Here is a 15,776-nt window from a genome sequence, read left to right as displayed (position 1 = left end):
TCGCCAAAGCCGCTTAAAATATGTTGAAGATTTGCGAGGACGACCGCGCAGTGCCAGAGGACCCATGGATCACCACAGCCGTTACCTGACCGTCGAGGACCTGCGCCGCCGCGCCCGTGCCCGAGTGCCGCATTTCGCCTTTGCCTATCTCGACACCGCCACCGGCACCGGGGCCGCCGCCCGCCGCAACCGCGACGGGCTGGACCGGGTCCGGTTCATGCCCTCGATCCTGCACGGCGAACCGGCCCCCGACTTCGAAACGCCGTTTCTGGGGCACAGTTATGCCCTGCCGCTGGGCATGGCGCCGGTCGGCCAGTCCGGGCTGCTCTGGCCCGGGGCCGAGCGGATGCTGGCCGGGCACGCCCACAAGGCCCGCCTGCCCTACTGCCTGTCCAATGTCGCCAATGCCGCGCCGGAAGAGATCGGCCCGCTGACCGGCGGCAGGGGCTGGTTCCAGCTGTATCCGCCGCGCGACGAGGCCATCCGGCTCGACATGCTGAAACGCCTTCGGGACACTGGCTTCGACACTCTGGTCTTTACCGTGGACGTCCCCGTCGCGGCGCGGCGCGAGGCGCAGGTGCGGGGCGGCCTTGTCCAGCCGCCGCGCCTGACCCCGCGCATCCTCCTGCAATGCCTGCGCACGCCCGCGTGGTCCTTGGCCCGCGCCCGCGCCGGGATGCCGCGCATGGAAACGCTGATGAAATACGCCGACGACGACACGCCGCGCGACCCCACCAAACACGTGGGCTACCTGCTGCGCACCGCGCCGGACTGGTCCTACCTCGGCTGGCTGCGCAGGCACTGGACCGGCAAGCTGATCGTCAAGGGCGTGCTGAAACCCGAGGACGCCACCCGGCTGGAGGCCGAGGGCGCCGACGCGCTTTGGGTGTCCACCCACGGCGGGCGCCAGTTCGACGGCTCTCCGGCGGCGATCGACTGCCTGCCCGCCGTGCGTGCCGCGACCGCGCTGCCGATCCTCTTCGACAGCGGCATCGAGGGCGGTCTCGACGTGCTGCGCGCCATCAGCCTTGGCGCCGACATGGTGATGCTGGGACGCGCCTGGCTTTACGCGGTCTGCGCCCTGGGCGAGGACGGCCCGGCGCATCTGACGGAACTGCTTTACCGCGACCTGATTGCCAATATCGGCCAGTTGGGCGCGTCCCGGGCAGAGGCGCTGCGTGGTCACGCAATCTTTGCAAACCCGCGCGCCCTGCCCGGTTAATATGCAAATACCCTTGCGCTGCGGCGCGGCGTGAGCTTCAAATCGCCGGAACCATCGCCGGTTGGCGTGACAGACGAGGAGTTCCAATGGCCGATTTCCAGAAAATCCTGATCGCCAACCGCGGCGAGATTGCCATCCGTATCATGCGCGCCGCCAACGAGATGGGAAAGAAGACGGTCGCCGTCTACGCCGAAGAGGACAAGCTGGGGCTGCACCGCTTCAAGGCGGACGAGGCCTATCGCATCGGCGAGGGGCTGGGCCCGGTGCAGGCCTACCTGTCGATCGAGGAAATCATCCGCGTCGCCAAGGAGGCCGGCGCCGACGCGATCCACCCGGGCTATGGCCTGCTGTCCGAGAACCCCGATTTCGTCGATGCCTGCGATGCGGCGGGCATCACCTTCATCGGCCCCAAGGCCGCGACCATGCGCGCGCTGGGGGACAAGGCCTCGGCCCGCAAGGTCGCCATCGAGGCGGGCGTGCCGGTCATCCCCGCCACCGAGGTGCTGGGCAACGACTGGGAGGCCATCGCCAAGGAGGCCGAGGAAATCGGCTATCCGCTGATGCTCAAGGCCTCCTGGGGCGGCGGCGGGCGCGGCATGCGCCCCATCGAAGGCCCAAAAGAGCTGAAGGACAAGATCCTCGAAGGCCGCCGCGAGGCCGCCGCCGCCTTCGGCAATGACGAGGGCTACCTCGAAAAGATGATCACCCGCGCGCGCCACGTCGAGGTGCAGATCCTCGGCGACAAGATGGGCACGATCTACCACCTGTACGAGCGAGACTGTTCCGTCCAGCGCCGCAACCAGAAGGTCGTGGAACGCGCCCCCGCGCCCTACCTCAGCGAGGCGCAGCGCGAGGAAATCTGCGAACTGGGCCGCAAGATCTGCGCCCATGTGAACTATGAATGCGCGGGCACCGTCGAGTTCCTGATGGATATGGACAGCGGCGCCTTCTACTTCATCGAGGTTAACCCGCGCGTGCAGGTCGAACACACCGTCACCGAAGAGGTGACCGGCATCGACATCGTGCAGGCGCAGATCCTGATCGCCGAGGGCAAAAGCCTTGCCGAGGCCACCGGCAAGGCCAGCCAGTACGACGTGAAGCTGACCGGCCACGCGCTGCAGACCCGGATCACCACCGAGGACCCGACCAACAACTTCATCCCCGACTATGGCCGCATAACCGCCTTCCGGTCGGCCACCGGCATGGGCATCCGTCTGGATGGCGGCACCGCCTACGCGGGTGGGGTGATCACCCGCTACTACGATTCGCTGCTGGTGAAGGTCACCGCCAAGGCGCCGACGCCCGAGAAGGCGATCAAGCGCATGGACCGCGCCCTGCGCGAATTCCGCATCCGGGGGGTGACCACGAATATCGAGTTCGTCATCAACCTGCTGAAGCACCCGACCTTCCTGTCGAACCAGTACACGACCAAGTTCATCGACACGACGCCGGATCTCTTCGACTTCAAGAAGCGCCGCGACCGGGGCACCAAGGTGCTGACCTACATCGCCGACATCACCGTGAACGGCCACCCCGAGGTGCAGGGCCGCGCCATGCCCCACCCCGACCTCAAGCCCGCGAAGGCGCCGAAGGTCCCGCTGGAGGAGCCGCGCGCCGGAACCCGCACCCTCTTGGAGGAAAAGGGGCCGCAGGCGGTCGTGGACTGGCTGACCAGCCAGAAGCAGGTGCTGATCACCGACACCACCATGCGCGACGGCCACCAGTCGCTGCTGGCCACCCGGATGCGCAGCCTCGACATGATCAAGGTCGCGCCCGCCTATGCGCACAAGCTGCCGCAGCTCTTTTCCGTGGAATGCTGGGGCGGCGCCACCTTCGACGTGGCCTACCGCTTTTTGCAGGAATGCCCCTGGCAGCGCCTGCGCGACCTGCGCGCCGCCATGCCGAACCTGATGACGCAGATGCTGCTGCGCGGCGCCAATGGCGTGGGTTACACCAACTACCCCGACAACGTGGTGCAGTTCTTCGTGAAGCAGGCCGCCGAGACCGGCGTCGACGTCTTCCGCGTCTTCGACAGCCTCAACTGGGTCGAGAACATGCGCGTCGCCATGGATGCGGTTCTTGAGTCGGGGAAGATCCTCGAAGGCACGGTCTGCTACACCGGTGACATCCTCGACCCGGACCGGGCCAAGTATGACCTGAAATACTACGTCGCCATGGGCAAGGAGCTGAAAGAGGCCGGCGCCCATATCCTCGGGCTGAAAGACATGGCGGGCCTGCTGAAGCCCTCCGCCGCCGCCCTGCTGGTGAAGACGCTGAAGGAAGAGGTCGGCCTGCCGATCCATTTCCACACGCATGACACCTCTGGCGCCGCCATCGCCACGATCATGGAGGCCGCGCGCGCGGGCGTCGACGTGGTCGACTGCGCCATGGACGCGCTGTCGGGCAATACCTCGCAGCCGACGCTGGGCTCTGTCGTCGAGGGCCTGCGCCACACCGAGCGTGAGACCGGGCTGGATATCGCCGCGATCCGCGAGATCTCGAACTACTGGGAGGCGGTGCGCGGCCAGTACGCGGCCTTCGAATCCAGCATGCAGGCCCCGGCGTCCGAGGTCTACCTGCACGAGATGCCCGGCGGCCAGTTCACCAACCTCAAGGCGCAGGCGCGCTCCATGGGGCTGGAGGAACGCTGGCACGAGGTCGCCCAGACCTATGCCGATGTGAACCAGATGTTCGGCGATATAGTGAAGGTCACACCCTCGTCCAAGGTGGTGGGCGACATGGCCCTGATGATGGTCAGCCAGGGCCTGACCCGCGCCGATGTCGAGGACCCGAACAAGGATCTCTCTTTCCCCGATTCGGTCATCGACATGATGAAGGGCAACCTTGGCCAGCCCCCGGGTGGCTGGCCCAAGGCGATCCAGAAGAAAGTCCTGAAAGCCGAGAAGCCCTTCACCGAGCGCCCCGGCCTCAAGGCCGCCCCGATCGATATCGAGGAAAAGCGCAAAGAACTGGCCGCGACCCTCGAAGGCGTCACCTTCGACGACGAGGACCTGAACGGCTACCTGATGTATCCCAAGGTCTTCACCGATTACGCGGCCCGGCACGAAACCTACGGCCCGGTGCGCGCCCTGCCCACGCGGACCTTCTTCTACGGCATGGAAGCGGGCGAAGAGATCGCCGCGGAAATCGATCCCGGCAAGACGCTGGAAATCCGGCTTCAGGCGGTTGGCGAGACGCAGGACGACGGCGAGGTCCGGGTGTTCTTCGAACTGAACGGCCAGCCCCGCACGATCCGCGTGCCGGATCGCAAGGCCGGCGCTGCCAGCGGCGTTCGCCCCAAGGCCGAGGTCGGCAATCCCGCCCATCTGGGCGCCCCGATGCCGGGGGTCGTGGCCTCTATCGGGGTGAAAGCGGGGGATGCGGTCAAGACCGGCGACCTGCTGCTGACCATCGAGGCGATGAAGATGGAAACCGGCATGCACGCCGAGCGCGACGGCACGGTGAAGGCCGTGCATGTCCAGCACGGCAGCCAGATCGACGCCAAGGACCTGCTGATCGAGTTCGAGTGACGCAGAAGACCCGGAGCCTGACACAGGGCCCGCCTTCGGGCGGGCCATAGGCCGCCGCGCCGGATCGGTCGAGGCCGGATCGCAGAGATAGGCGATAGCCCCCGGCGCCGCGAGCGGGGGCCATGGCAGCCGCGCATGCGCCCTGGAACGCTGTCCGCCCCCCACGATCACACCGGCCTGCCGGCGCCCCGGATGGGCTCGGCCCCGCAGGACGGCCGGCCGCAACACCGTCAAGGCCGCCCCGCCGCGCGGCGCGCTGTCCTTCCCCGCGCCCCTGTGAACAACCCCGTTTCCCGTCGCGAAACAGAAAGTTGCGGCGCAGCCCTGACCTTTATAGGGTAGAATCCTCTCCATGTTGATTTGGGGGAAGGACACCGCGATGGTCTTGCGCCGTTTCATCGGGCTGGGCGCCCTTCTGCTGGCCCTCGGCATCCTGCCGGTCCCGGCGCAGGAGGCCCCCGTCATTCCCTTCGACGAGGAAGGCCCGGTCGAAGAGGTCCCGATCTCCGACCACCCGATCCGCCACCTGCCGGTGCTGCGCTTCCGCTCCTCCGATCCACGCATGAACGAGGCCTACCGGCAGGCCCGCGCCGCCCTGCCGAACGTGGTTTCGGCCACGGAAAAACGCCACGGGTTCTTTTCGCCCTCGCTCGCGCTTCTCATCGCGGTCAAGGTGCCCGATGCCGAGCGACCGATAGAATTCGTCTGGGTCGATACCATCCGGCGCCGGGGCGACCACTTCACCGCCCGACTCGCGGCATGGCCGCGCCGCATCCCCGGCAAACGCCTGCGCGACGAGATCGTCTTCGTCTACCCGCAGGTCTACGACTGGGCGGTGCAGGCCGTCGACGGCCGCTACTACGGCTATTTCACCACCCGCGTCCTGCTGAAGGACATGCAAGAGCCGCAACGCAGCCGCATCGGCGTGACGCTGGTGCCCCGCCCGGTGCCGCAGCTCTGGCAGTGACCGCGCCTGCCACCGGGGACCGCAGCGGACCCCGGGGCCGCCGCCTCACCCCCCTTTGCCCCCATCGCCGCGCCATCGGGCAGGCGCCCCGACGCCCGTCGCAGCCCCCTTCGCAAACAAAGCGACGAAAAAACCTGCCAGCCCCCGGATTTCCTCTTGCACCCCCCGAAGCCTCGCTATAAATCCGCCTTCACCATTTGGTTCGCGGGCGTAGCTCAGGGGTAGAGCATAACCTTGCCAAGGTTAGGGTCGGGCGTTCGAATCGCCTCGCCCGCTCCAAGTGGCCGGATCACGACACGGCAGACAGCCGACGTCACGATCCACAGATGACATGGCGCGCGGGCGTAGCTCAGGGGTAGAGCATAACCTTGCCAAGGTTAGGGTCGGGCGTTCGAATCGCCTCGCCCGCTCCATGTCACCTTCTTCATCCGGATGGATCGCAGCGACAGCGAAAACGCCAACCGCGCCGAAGGCGGCACGCCGCGTCGCGCTGGCGACCACCCCCGGCGCAACGCCTGTCCCGCCCGACGCGCCCCAGCTCTTTCCCCCTGCCCTCTTTCCCCCTGCGCCCGGCCCGCCTATAAGCCCCGGCATACAGCAGGACGATCCGACATGCGCAAAGCCACCATCACCCGCAAGACCGCCGAGACCGCGATCACCGTCACCCTCGACCTCGACGGGTCCGGGACTTATGACAACGACACCGGCGTGGGCTTCTTCGACCATATGCTCGATCAACTGTCGCGCCATGCGCTGATCGACATGCACATCCGGGCCGAGGGCGACCTGCATGTCGACGACCACCACACGGTCGAGGACACCGGCATCGCCATCGGACAAGCCCTGGCCCAGGCGCTTGGCGACAAACGCGGCATCCGCCGCTACGGCGCCTGCCTGCTGCCCATGGACGACGCGCTGGTGCGCGCCGCGCTCGACCTCTCGGGGCGGCCCTTCCTGGTGTGGAACCTCGACCTGCCCTCGCCCAAGATCGGCACCTTCGACACCGAACTGGTGCGCGAGTTCTTCCAGGCGCTCTCGACCCACGGCGGCATCACCCTGCACGTCGACGCGCTCCACGGGATCAACAGCCACCACATCACCGAGGCCGCCTTCAAGGCGGTCGCCCGCGCGCTGCGCGAGGCGGTGGAAGCCGACCCCCGCAAAGGCGACGAAATCCCCTCCACCAAGGGCGCGCTCTAATCCATGCTGACAGCGATCATCGACTACGAAACCGGCAACCTGCACTCGGCCCAGAAAGCCTTCCAGAAGATGGCGCAAGAGGTCGGCGCCGGCACCGTGCAGGTGACCGGCGACCCCGAGGTCGTGGCAAAGGCCGATCACATCGTGCTGCCGGGCGACGGGGCCTTCCCCTCCTGCGCGGCGGCCCTGCGCGCCTCGGGCTGCTTCGACGCCATGCTCGAGGCGGTGAACCGGGGCCGCCCGGTCCTCGGCATCTGCGTCGGCATGCAGCTGATGGCGCAGCGGGGCTTCGAATACGAAGAGACCGAAGGCCTCGGCTGGATCGACGCCACCGTCGACCGCATCACGCCCGGCGATCCGGCGCTCAAGATCCCGCATATGGGCTGGAACGATCTGGTGATCGAACGCCCGCACCCGGTGATGGCGGGCCTCGAAACCGGCGAACACGCCTATTTCGTGCACTCCTACCAGATGCGGATGATCGACCCGACCCAGCGCGTGGCCCATGTCGACTATGCCGGCGACATCACCGCCATCGTCGCCCGCGACAACTGCATCGGGTTGCAGTTCCACCCCGAGAAAAGCGCCGCCGCAGGCCTGCGCATGATCGCCAACTTCCTGCGCTGGCGCCCCTGACAGAACCGGCGCGAACAGCGCTCAGGCCGCCCGCGCCGCCTTTCTTCTCTGCCCGACCCCTCAAGAAAAACGCCCGCCGGGCGCCCGCCCTTCGGGTTTCTTCTTGGCCCAAATACCTCTGATCGACTGCCCCGCAGACGCGCCGGATCCCTGCCTGCGCCCCCGGGGGATCCCGAGGGCCCAGGCTCGCCGCAGGCAAGAGGCGCGCGCCCAGGCCTTCGCCCGGCCAGGGGCCGGGCGAAACCGCTCAGTTCAACCGGCTCCAGGTCTGGCTGGAACAGAGCAGGCCGCCCGCAACGCAGCCCTGCAGGGTCAGCGCATTGCCGCTCAGGGCCATCTTGCCGGTGTAGACCTTGTTGTTCGACGGCCGCCAGACCTTGCCCCGGTACTGGCCACCGCCCTGCGGCGCCATGTTGATGACCAGCGTCTTGCCCTTGTTGGGCGACTCGTATTCGCCCGAGGCGTTGAAGGTCCGCACGATCACGCCGCACAGCTTGTCCCCGCAGGGCACCATGCGCACATGCGCATAGGCGCCCTCGTCGGGCTGCGTCTTCCAGGTCCCCTCCACCGGGTCCGCCGCCGCCGCACCGGCCACCAGCGCCAGCGCCATTGCCAGAAGTCTCATGTCCTCTCCTCCCGTCGTGACATGACCGAAACGATGCCGCCCGCCCGGCCTTTACGGCAAGCGTGACGCAGGGTCCGCTTGCATGTATCGTGGCGTCATACTAAGGGGCCGCAAGACTCTGGAAGGGCTGCACAAATGATCCTCTACCCCGCTATCGACCTGAAGGACGGCAAGGCCGTCCGCCTGCTGCGCGGCGATATGGACAAGGCGACCGTCTTCAACGACGATCCGGCCGCCCAGGCGCTGGAGTTCGTGGCGCAGGGCTGTGAGTGGCTGCATCTTGTCGACCTGAACGGCGCCTTTGCCGGGCAGCCGGTGAACGCCGCCGCGGTCGAGGAAATCCTCAGGCAGACCAAGACCCCGGCCCAGCTGGGCGGCGGCATCCGCGACATGGCGACCATCGAGATGTGGCTGTCGAAGGGTCTCTCCCGGGTGATCCTCGGCACCGTGGCGGTCGAGAACCCCGCCCTCGTGCGCGAGGCCGCCGCCGCCTTCCCGGGGCAGGTCGCCGTGGGCATCGACGCGCGGGACGGCAAGGTCGCGACCAAGGGCTGGGCCGAGACCACGGATGTCGATGCAACCGACCTCGCGCGGTCCTTCGAAGACGCGGGCGTCGCGGCCATCATCTACACCGATATCAACCGCGACGGCGCGATGCAGGGCCCCAACGTGCAGGCAACCGCGGCCCTGGCCCGTGCCGTGACGATCCCGGTCATCGCCTCGGGCGGGGTGTCTTCGCTGAAAGACCTGATCGCCCTGCGCGACTGCGGTGCCGCGCTGAACGGCGCGATCTCGGGCCGGGCGCTTTACGACGGGGCGCTCGACTTGAAAGCGGCCCTCAAGGCCCTCGCCTGACAAAGGGGCCGCGGCGGTCCGACGCAGGACCGCCCCGCCGCCAACCGACCGGCGACCCACCTTTCCGGCTCCGCCACCCGGACGCAGGCGCAGCCAAAGGCGCCTGCGGCACTCGATAGCCGAACGCACCGGCACGCCGGCACCAAGGCCCAAGGCGCCTTGCCCCCGTCGGGACAGCAATGTCGCGATCCTGGCGCGCGGCGCGTCAGCCTTCCGCCCGCCCCCGCCTTGCCGCCGCCCCAGCCTCGCCTTGCCGCCCCCCCAGCCTCGCCTTGCCGCCCCCCCAGCCTCGCCTTGCGCTGGCCGCCGTACGGCCACCGCCGCCGTGGTGGCACGGTGGCCTGTCTTCAAGGGCGAAACCCCGCCGTCCGCGATTCCCCGCAGGCCGAACCACGGCATTTCGGCAAGCCGCCGCCGCCCCGTCGCGCCCCGGTTGAAGCCGGACGGACCGCACGCCACCTTTCTGGACGAAGGCCGCGCCGCCCTCATGGCGCAGCCCGAAACAACGGAAGGAAAAGGCACATGACCATCCGCAAGACCCTCCTCGGCACCGCAACTCTGGCCGCGCTGGCCGCCGCTCCGCTGGCCCCCGTTCTGGCGCAGACCGCCCCCGCGCAGGATGCCCCGGCAGCGGCCCCCGCAGAGGCCCCTGCACAGGCTCCCGCCGCCACGCCCGAAGCCGTGGACTTCAGCGACGCAGAGCTGCAGAGCTTCGTCGAGGCGGCCTCTGAAATTGCCGAGATCCGACAGGAATTCGCCGCCCAGATCCAGGGTGCGCAGGACGGCGAGACGGTCAAGGAACTACAGGAGCAGGCCCTGACCGAGATGCGCGCGGCCATCGATGCCACCGACGGCATCGACGTCGAGCAGTACAATGCCATCGGCGCCGCCTCGCAGTCGGATTCCGAGGTCAACGAGCGCCTGACCGCGATGATGCAGCAGCACATGCAGAAACAGGACAACGGCGAGGGCTGACTTACCCAAGGCTTGCCCCGCCCGCGGGCGGCCCCCTCCCCGGCCGACGGGCCGGACACCGGGGCCGCCCGACCGCGCGCCGCCTCCTCCCCCGGGGCGGCGCGCTTTTGTGCAGGCCCCGAATTCCTCCCAGGAATTCGGGGCGGTTTCTTTGCAAGAAACCGGCCCCACCCCCGGCAGCCCGCTGCTTTGACCTTTCCAAGCGCGGTGTTTCGCGCTACCGGAAGGCCATGCTGAAGACCCGCATCATTCCCTGTCTTGACGTCGCCGATGGCCGCGTCGTGAAGGGCGTCAACTTCGTCGACCTGCGCGATGCAGGCGACCCGGTGGACGCCGCCCGTGCCTATGACGCCGCCGGTGCCGACGAGCTCTGCTTCCTTGACATCCACGCCACGCACGAGAACCGCGGCACCATGTTCGACATGGTCAGCCGCACCGCCGAGCAGTGCTATATCCCGCTGACCGTGGGCGGCGGTGTCCGCACCGTGGCGGATGTGCGGGCGCTGCTGCTGGCGGGCGCCGACAAGGTCTCGTTCAACTCTGCCGCGGTGGCCAACCCCGATGTGGTGGCCGAGGCCGCCGATCAGTTCGGCAGCCAGTGCATCGTCTGCGCCATCGACGCCAAGACCGTGGCCCCCGGCAAGTGGGAGCTCTTCACCCACGGCGGCCGCAAGCCCACGGGCATCGACGCGGTCGCCTTCGCCCGCCTGATCGCCGCCAAGGGCGCCGGAGAGATCCTGCTGACCTCGATGGACCGCGACGGCACCAAATCCGGCTTCAACCTGCCCATGACCCGCGCCATCGCGGATGCCGTCGAGATCCCGGTGATCGCATCGGGCGGTGTCGGCACGCTGGACCACCTCGTCGAGGGCGTGACCGAGGGCCATGCCTCGGCGGTACTGGCAGCCAGCATCTTCCACTTCGGCACCTTCACCGTGGCCGAGGCCAAGGCCCATATGGCCGCCGCCGGCATCCCCGTGCGGCTGTGAGCGGCAAGGCCCCGTACAGCGCCCGGCGCGCAGCCCCCTGCCACGACATCCCCACGCCATCGCGGGTCCGGGCGCAGGCCCACCACCCGGCCCTGCCCCGTTTCAGCCGCCCCTGAGGACCCCGCCATGACACTGGAAGACCTCGAAGCCATCGTGGCCAGCCGCGCCAAGGCCTCTCCCGATGAAAGCTGGACCGCCAAGCTCCTGGCCAAGGGCCCCGAGAAATGCGCCGAGAAATTCGGTGAGGAAGCGGTGGAGGCGATCATCGAAGCCGTGAAGGGGGACCGCGACAAGCTGGCCTCCGAGGCTGCCGATGTGCTCTTTCACCTGCTGGTGATGCTGCGCGCCCGGGATGTGTCCGTGGCGCAGGTCATGGCCGTGCTCGCGGCGCGGCAATCGCAGTCCGGGCTGGCCGAGAAAGCGGCGCGCGGCGGCTGAGACGGGCGCGAAGCGGCTTCGAAGCCGCTTGTCGAAGGCCCTTCGAATGGCCTTGCGCCCCCATGAACCGCGACCTGCAAAACCGGAGGCTGCGGGTATCCCCGCGCAGATGGCCCGAGAGGCCGCATGACCCGGGTGGCTGCCCCCCCGGCGCGCCAAGCTCTACCGGGATCCGGTTAACCGGCGCTGCACGGACCTCACTCCCGGTCCCGCCCGCGACGCAGCGGTCGCTACGGCGGCCAGCGAGACGGTGGGCCGGGCGCCTTCGCGCATCACGAGACCGGCCACGGACCGGAGCCTCACAGCTTCGACGAGATCACCCCGGTGTTGAAGCCGCCCATGCGCAGCTCTCCGAACAGGCGCTGATACTCGATCTTGGGACACCGGTTCATCACCACGTCGACGCCCCGCGCCTCTGCCCGGGCCCGCGCCTCTTCGCTGACGACACCGATCTGCATCCAAACCGTCCGCAGCCCCGGAAAACAGGCCAGCGCCTCGTCGACGATCGGCGGCACATGCTCGGGCCGGCGGAAGATATCGACCATGTCGACGTCGCCGGGACAATCCGCCAGCCCGGCCCGCACGGTCTCTCCGAACAGGGTCTGCCCCGCATGTCCGGGATTCACCGGAATCACCGCGAATCCCTTCAGTTTCAGGTAGCGCGCGACGTAGTAGCTGGGCCGGACCGGGTTCATCGACACGCCGACAACCGCGATCTTGCGCGTGCCTGTCAGGATATCCTTGAGATGGCCGTCGGTGTACTCCATGCGCCTCATCCTAGGCCGGTGGTGCCGGGACGCAAGCTGCAAACCCCTGCCCTGAAAAAGAAAAAGCGCCCGGGAAAATACCCGGGCGCAGTTACGGAACGAGGGACAGTGAAGGTTTCGCGGGGGTTCCGGCCCCGCGACCTGATAGAAAGATAGGCTAGAATGTCACAGGTTAAAGGTCTGTAAAGAACTCGTGAACGAATTTTCTTGACCATCACCCCGATCTGCCGGTTGCAAGGCTGTCGATCAGCGTTTCGTGCAGGCTTTCGGTGGAATCCGCACCGACCAGCCGCGGCGCCCGCAGCAGGAAGAGCTTTCCCAGCCCGGTCCAGGTTCCGATCGATGGCGCGTGTACATCGCAGGGAAACCGCGTCCGCCAGCCCTCGGGCAGGGCCACGCCGCTGGCCTCCAGCTTTTCCAGCATCCAGACCAGCGGGATGTTCGACAGCGGCCGCGCCGCCGTCTCCGCCCCGATCTGCCCGCCGACATCGCCATGGGTGCCGCGAAACCAGACCTGCTCGACCTCGCCCTCCCACCCGGGCGGCGAGGACCAGAGCACCGGCGCATAGGCCTGCCGCGTCTCGTCATAGGCCAGGGCGTGATAGCCGCGCCGGACCGTCGCCCCAAGCGCGTGGTTGTGAAACTCGTGGTTGCTTTCGGTCAGCCGCCACAGCAGCGGCAGCCGCAGCCCCAGCGCCTTGACGCTGTCCCAGACGCCGACCATCTCGATCGGCGCGCTGTCGTGACAATAGAGCCGGGCGAAATCCCGCGCCGCGGTGCCGCCGGGCGCCAGCTGATACAGGCGGTAGATCTGCTGGATATTGCGTTCCGTCGCCGCCTCGGCGCGGATCAGCCCGACGCGGTCGATGATCCCGGCCAGCGACCGCACCGCGTAGGCGCCGCGCGAATAGCCCATCAGGTAGATCCGGTCGCCGGGCCGGTAACGCGAGGACAGGTAGCCATAGGCGCGGCGGATCTGGCCGTTGATCCCGCGCCCATAGGCGACATCGGCGGTGGCGGCCCAATCCGTCCACTGCACCCCCGCCTCGTAGAACAGCGAGGCATGCCCGCGCTCCTGCAGCAGGCGGAAGGTCAGGCCCGCGTTGGTCTCTTGCCCCGCCTTCAAAGAGGACATGGTCCCGTCAAGGATGATGACGTGATCGACCGGCCCGCGCCTGTGGCCCCATGCGGAATGGTCCGTCGACAGCCGCCGACGGAACCAGCCGAAGATCCTGTTACCCAGCCGTGGCCGCATGATCGCGCAACATCGTCCAGACGCGCAGCGGCGTGAAGGGCATGTCGACCTGGCGGATGCCGCGGGTCCACAGCGCGTCCTGCACCGCGTTCGAGACCGCCGCCAGGGCGCCCACGGTCCCGGCCTCGCCGCAGCCCTTCATGCCCATGGGGTTGGCGGTCGAGGGCACCGGCTCTGTCGCGAAATCGATCATCGGCATGTCGAAGGCGCGCGGCATGGCGTAGTCCATGAAGCTGCCGGTCAGCAGCTGGCCGGTCTCGTCGTAGGCCACCTGTTCGACCAGCGCCTGCCCCAGCCCCTGCGCGACACCGCCATGCACCTGCCCCTCGGCCAGCAGGGGATTGATGAGGTTGCCGAAATCGTCGACCACCGCGTAACGCACGCACTCCGTCAGCCCGGTGTCGGGGTCGATCTCGACCTCGGCCACGTGGCAGCCGTTGGGATAGCTGCGGCCCGGAAGCTCGGCCCGCGCGTCCCACGTCAGCAGGTCCTCGCGGCCCGCCTCGCGCGCCAGTTGCGCCGCCTCCATCATCGTCGGCGTGACGTTCGACCCCTCGGCGCGGAAGCGTTCGTCGTCGAAGGAGATCTCTTCCGCCGGCACGCCCATCTCGTCGGCGAGGAAGTCGGCAAAGCCGCTGACCATGGTCGAGACCACCGCCAGCGTCGCATTGGCCTGCGTCGTCACCGAGCGCGAGCCGCCGGTGCCGCCGCCCGTGGCGATCAGGTCGCTGTCGCCCTGGATCACCTCGATCTTCTCGGCGGGGATGCCGGACTGGTCGGACAGGAACTGCGCAAAGACCGTCTCGTGCCCCTGCCCGTTCGACTGGGTGCCGACGTAGATCTTTGCCCCGTCCTCGGTGAATTCGACCTTCACGTCCTCATGCGGCTGCCCGAGGATCGACTCGATGTAGTAGCACAGCCCGATGCCGCGCAGCTTGCCCCGCGCCTCGCTCTGCGCGCGCCGCTCGGCAAAGCCATCCAGCGCCGCGAAGTCTTCCGCATGGCCCATGACCCGCGCGAAATCGCCCACGTCATACAGCTCGCCAGAGGCGGTCTTGTAGGGAAACTGCTCGGGCTTGATGAAGTTGATCCGCCGCAGCTCCAGCGGGTCCACCCCCAGCTCGCGCGCGGCGCGGTCCATGACGCGTTCCAGCACATAGATCGCCTCGGGCCGACCGGCGCCGCGATAGGCGTCGACCTGCGTGGTGTTGGTGTAGAAACCCTCGGCCCGGTAGTACATCGTCTGGATGTCATAGACCCCGGTGATGACCCGGCCAAAGAGGAAACTCTGGATCATTTGACCGAAGTGCGAGTTGTAGGCGCCAAGGTTCGACCGCGTGTGCAGGCGATAGGCGGTGATCCTGTGGGTCTCGTCGAAGGCCAGCTCGGCAAAGGTGGTCAGGTCGCGCCCGGCATTGTCGCTCAGCATCGCCTCGCCCCGGTCGGACATCCAGTGCACGGCCCGGCCCAGCACCCTGGCGGCATAGGGCAGGATGAAATACTCGGGGTACGGCATGCCCTTCATGCCGAAGCCGCCGCCGACGTCGGGATTGGTCACCCGCACCGTCCGGGGATCGACGCCGAAGGCGCGCGACAGTTCTTCCTTCATGCCCCAGACACCCTGCCCGTTGAAGGCAAGGTGCATCCGCCCCGCTTCGTACTCCGCATAGGCGCCGCGCGGTTCCATGGCGTTGACGATGATGCGGTTGTCGCCCACCTCCAGCGAGACGGTCCTGGCCGCCGCCTCGAAGGCCGCCTTGGTGGCCGCCTCGTCGCCGAGGCCGTAGTCATAGGCGCGGTTGTCCGGGGCCTCGTCGTGGATCGCCGTGTCGCCCGGCGCGAGGTCCAGCATGACCGGCAGGTCCTCGTAATCCAGCTCGATCAGCTCGGCGGCGTCGCGGGCCTGTTCCAGCGTCTCGGCCACGACCACGGCCACCGGTTCCCCGGCAAAGCGCAGCCTGTCCTCGGCCAGGACCGGGCGGCGGGTCTCCGCGCCCATGGTTCCGTCGCGGTTCGGCGTCAGCGTCGCCGACATGGCGATGTCGACGCCCGCCTCGGTCATGTCCTGCGCCGTCACCACCAGATGCACACCCTCCGCGTCCCGCGCGGCAGAGACGTCCAGCCCGGTGATCCGCGCATGCGCGACGGGCGAGCGGAAGACGAAGGCGCGCAGCGCACCCTCGGGGACGATGTCGTCGACGTAGCGCCCCTGCCCGGTCAGGAACCGCGTGTCTTCCCTGCGTGTGACGGATTGGGCCTTGCCGAACTTTTCCATGGGGGTCCCTCGCGCGTGCTGGATGCCTTAGCGCGGACCTTA

The 15,776-nt window shown here is 68.1% G+C and carries 13 protein-coding genes and 2 tRNA genes; 11 read left to right on the top strand and 4 right to left on the bottom strand.

Annotation, left to right across the window (positions count from 1 at the left end; all coding sequences use genetic code 11):
* Window positions 1-64: 64 nt before the first annotated feature.
* From ACN5KJ_RS01215 to hisH, 7 genes are all read left to right on the top strand, one after another.
* Window positions 65-1,222, top strand: coding sequence for an alpha-hydroxy acid oxidase (locus ACN5KJ_RS01215; RefSeq protein WP_418591726.1), 1,158 nt, complete (start codon window positions 65-67; stop codon window positions 1,220-1,222).
* Window positions 1,223-1,308: 86 nt separating this feature from the next.
* Entirely contained in the window at window positions 1,309-4,752 is a 3,444-nt protein-coding gene (locus tag ACN5KJ_RS01210; RefSeq protein WP_418591725.1) for a pyruvate carboxylase, read from the top strand.
* A 352-nt stretch (window positions 4,753-5,104) separates the two neighbouring features.
* Window positions 5,105-5,719, top strand: a complete 615-nt coding sequence (locus ACN5KJ_RS01205; protein WP_418591724.1) for a DUF2314 domain-containing protein — start codon at window positions 5,105-5,107, stop codon at window positions 5,717-5,719.
* Between the two features lie 204 nt (window positions 5,720-5,923).
* Window positions 5,924-5,998: transfer RNA gene (locus tag ACN5KJ_RS01200), tRNA-Gly, on the top strand.
* Window positions 5,999-6,057: 59 nt separating this feature from the next.
* Window positions 6,058-6,132 (top strand) — tRNA-Gly (locus tag ACN5KJ_RS01195).
* Between the two features lie 199 nt (window positions 6,133-6,331).
* Window positions 6,332-6,919 (top strand): imidazoleglycerol-phosphate dehydratase HisB, encoded by a 588-nt coding sequence (gene hisB / locus ACN5KJ_RS01190; protein ID WP_418591723.1) that lies wholly within the window; start codon window positions 6,332-6,334, stop codon window positions 6,917-6,919.
* A 3-nt stretch (window positions 6,920-6,922) separates the two neighbouring features.
* On the top strand, window positions 6,923-7,555 hold the full coding sequence (gene hisH, locus ACN5KJ_RS01185; RefSeq protein WP_347167224.1) for an imidazole glycerol phosphate synthase subunit HisH: 633 nt from the start codon (window positions 6,923-6,925) through the stop codon (window positions 7,553-7,555).
* A gap of 247 nt (window positions 7,556-7,802) precedes the next feature.
* On the opposite strand, the gene ACN5KJ_RS01180 is transcribed toward hisH, so the two are convergent.
* Window positions 7,803-8,180, bottom strand: coding sequence for a DUF2147 domain-containing protein (locus tag ACN5KJ_RS01180; RefSeq protein ID WP_418591722.1), 378 nt, complete (start codon window positions 8,178-8,180; stop codon window positions 7,803-7,805).
* A gap of 135 nt (window positions 8,181-8,315) precedes the next feature.
* On the opposite strand from ACN5KJ_RS01180, the gene hisA reads away from it, so the two are divergent.
* The 4 genes from hisA to ACN5KJ_RS01160 all read left to right on the top strand — a co-directional run bounded on the left by hisA (window position 8,316) and on the right by ACN5KJ_RS01160 (window position 11,437).
* Window positions 8,316-9,035: a 1-(5-phosphoribosyl)-5-[(5-phosphoribosylamino)methylideneamino]imidazole-4-carboxamide isomerase gene (hisA, locus tag ACN5KJ_RS01175; protein ID WP_347167222.1), complete on the top strand. Its 720-nt coding sequence runs from the start codon at window positions 8,316-8,318 to the stop codon at window positions 9,033-9,035.
* A gap of 522 nt (window positions 9,036-9,557) precedes the next feature.
* Complete coding sequence (locus ACN5KJ_RS01170; RefSeq protein WP_418591721.1) at window positions 9,558-10,010, top strand: DUF4168 domain-containing protein; 453 nt, start codon at window positions 9,558-9,560, stop codon at window positions 10,008-10,010.
* A 230-nt stretch (window positions 10,011-10,240) separates the two neighbouring features.
* Window positions 10,241-10,999: an imidazole glycerol phosphate synthase subunit HisF gene (hisF, locus tag ACN5KJ_RS01165; RefSeq protein ID WP_418591720.1), complete on the top strand. Its 759-nt coding sequence runs from the start codon at window positions 10,241-10,243 to the stop codon at window positions 10,997-10,999.
* A 126-nt stretch (window positions 11,000-11,125) separates the two neighbouring features.
* A complete protein-coding gene (locus ACN5KJ_RS01160) occupies window positions 11,126-11,437 on the top strand; it encodes a phosphoribosyl-ATP diphosphatase (protein ID WP_347167220.1) in 312 nt (103 codons plus the stop codon).
* A 299-nt stretch (window positions 11,438-11,736) separates the two neighbouring features.
* Here the strand turns inward: ACN5KJ_RS01160 and ACN5KJ_RS01155 are convergent, their stop codons facing one another.
* The 3 genes from ACN5KJ_RS01155 to ACN5KJ_RS01145 form a co-directional block, all read right to left on the bottom strand.
* Entirely contained in the window at window positions 11,737-12,204 is a 468-nt protein-coding gene (locus ACN5KJ_RS01155) for a CoA-binding protein (RefSeq protein WP_418591719.1), read from the bottom strand.
* Window positions 12,205-12,418: 214 nt separating this feature from the next.
* A complete protein-coding gene (locus ACN5KJ_RS01150; protein ID WP_418592220.1) occupies window positions 12,419-13,462 on the bottom strand; it encodes a DUF2235 domain-containing protein in 1,044 nt (347 codons plus the stop codon).
* A complete protein-coding gene (locus ACN5KJ_RS01145) occupies window positions 13,440-15,734 on the bottom strand; it encodes a xanthine dehydrogenase family protein molybdopterin-binding subunit (protein WP_418591718.1) in 2,295 nt (764 codons plus the stop codon). The genes ACN5KJ_RS01150 and ACN5KJ_RS01145 overlap by 23 nt, the downstream gene beginning before the upstream one ends.
* Window positions 15,735-15,776 lie beyond the last annotated feature (42 nt).

The organism is Ponticoccus sp. (in: a-proteobacteria) (assembly GCF_048381735.1).
The sequence above is the reverse complement of the archived record's forward strand: the minus strand, read 5'-3'. Positions and strand labels throughout refer to the sequence as shown.

What these genes read in the sequence shown, in the direction of transcription:
- ACN5KJ_RS01215 (WP_418591726.1), top strand. Translation starts at nt 65, where the DNA reads ATGGATCACCACAGCCGTTACCTGACCGTCGAGGACCTGCGCCGCCGC.
- ACN5KJ_RS01210 (WP_418591725.1), top strand. Translation starts at nt 1,309, where the DNA reads ATGGCCGATTTCCAGAAAATCCTGATCGCCAACCGCGGCGAGATTGCC.
- ACN5KJ_RS01205 (WP_418591724.1), top strand. Translation starts at nt 5,105, where the DNA reads ATGTTGATTTGGGGGAAGGACACCGCGATGGTCTTGCGCCGTTTCATC.
- hisB (WP_418591723.1), top strand. Translation starts at nt 6,332, where the DNA reads ATGCGCAAAGCCACCATCACCCGCAAGACCGCCGAGACCGCGATCACC.
- hisH (WP_347167224.1), top strand. Translation starts at nt 6,923, where the DNA reads ATGCTGACAGCGATCATCGACTACGAAACCGGCAACCTGCACTCGGCC.
- ACN5KJ_RS01180 (WP_418591722.1), bottom strand. Translation starts at nt 8,180, where the DNA reads ATGAGACTTCTGGCAATGGCGCTGGCGCTGGTGGCCGGTGCGGCGGCG.
- hisA (WP_347167222.1), top strand. Translation starts at nt 8,316, where the DNA reads ATGATCCTCTACCCCGCTATCGACCTGAAGGACGGCAAGGCCGTCCGC.
- ACN5KJ_RS01170 (WP_418591721.1), top strand. Translation starts at nt 9,558, where the DNA reads ATGACCATCCGCAAGACCCTCCTCGGCACCGCAACTCTGGCCGCGCTG.
- hisF (WP_418591720.1), top strand. Translation starts at nt 10,241, where the DNA reads ATGCTGAAGACCCGCATCATTCCCTGTCTTGACGTCGCCGATGGCCGC.
- ACN5KJ_RS01160 (WP_347167220.1), top strand. Translation starts at nt 11,126, where the DNA reads ATGACACTGGAAGACCTCGAAGCCATCGTGGCCAGCCGCGCCAAGGCC.
- ACN5KJ_RS01155 (WP_418591719.1), bottom strand. Translation starts at nt 12,204, where the DNA reads ATGGAGTACACCGACGGCCATCTCAAGGATATCCTGACAGGCACGCGC.
- ACN5KJ_RS01145 (WP_418591718.1), bottom strand. Translation starts at nt 15,734, where the DNA reads ATGGAAAAGTTCGGCAAGGCCCAATCCGTCACACGCAGGGAAGACACG.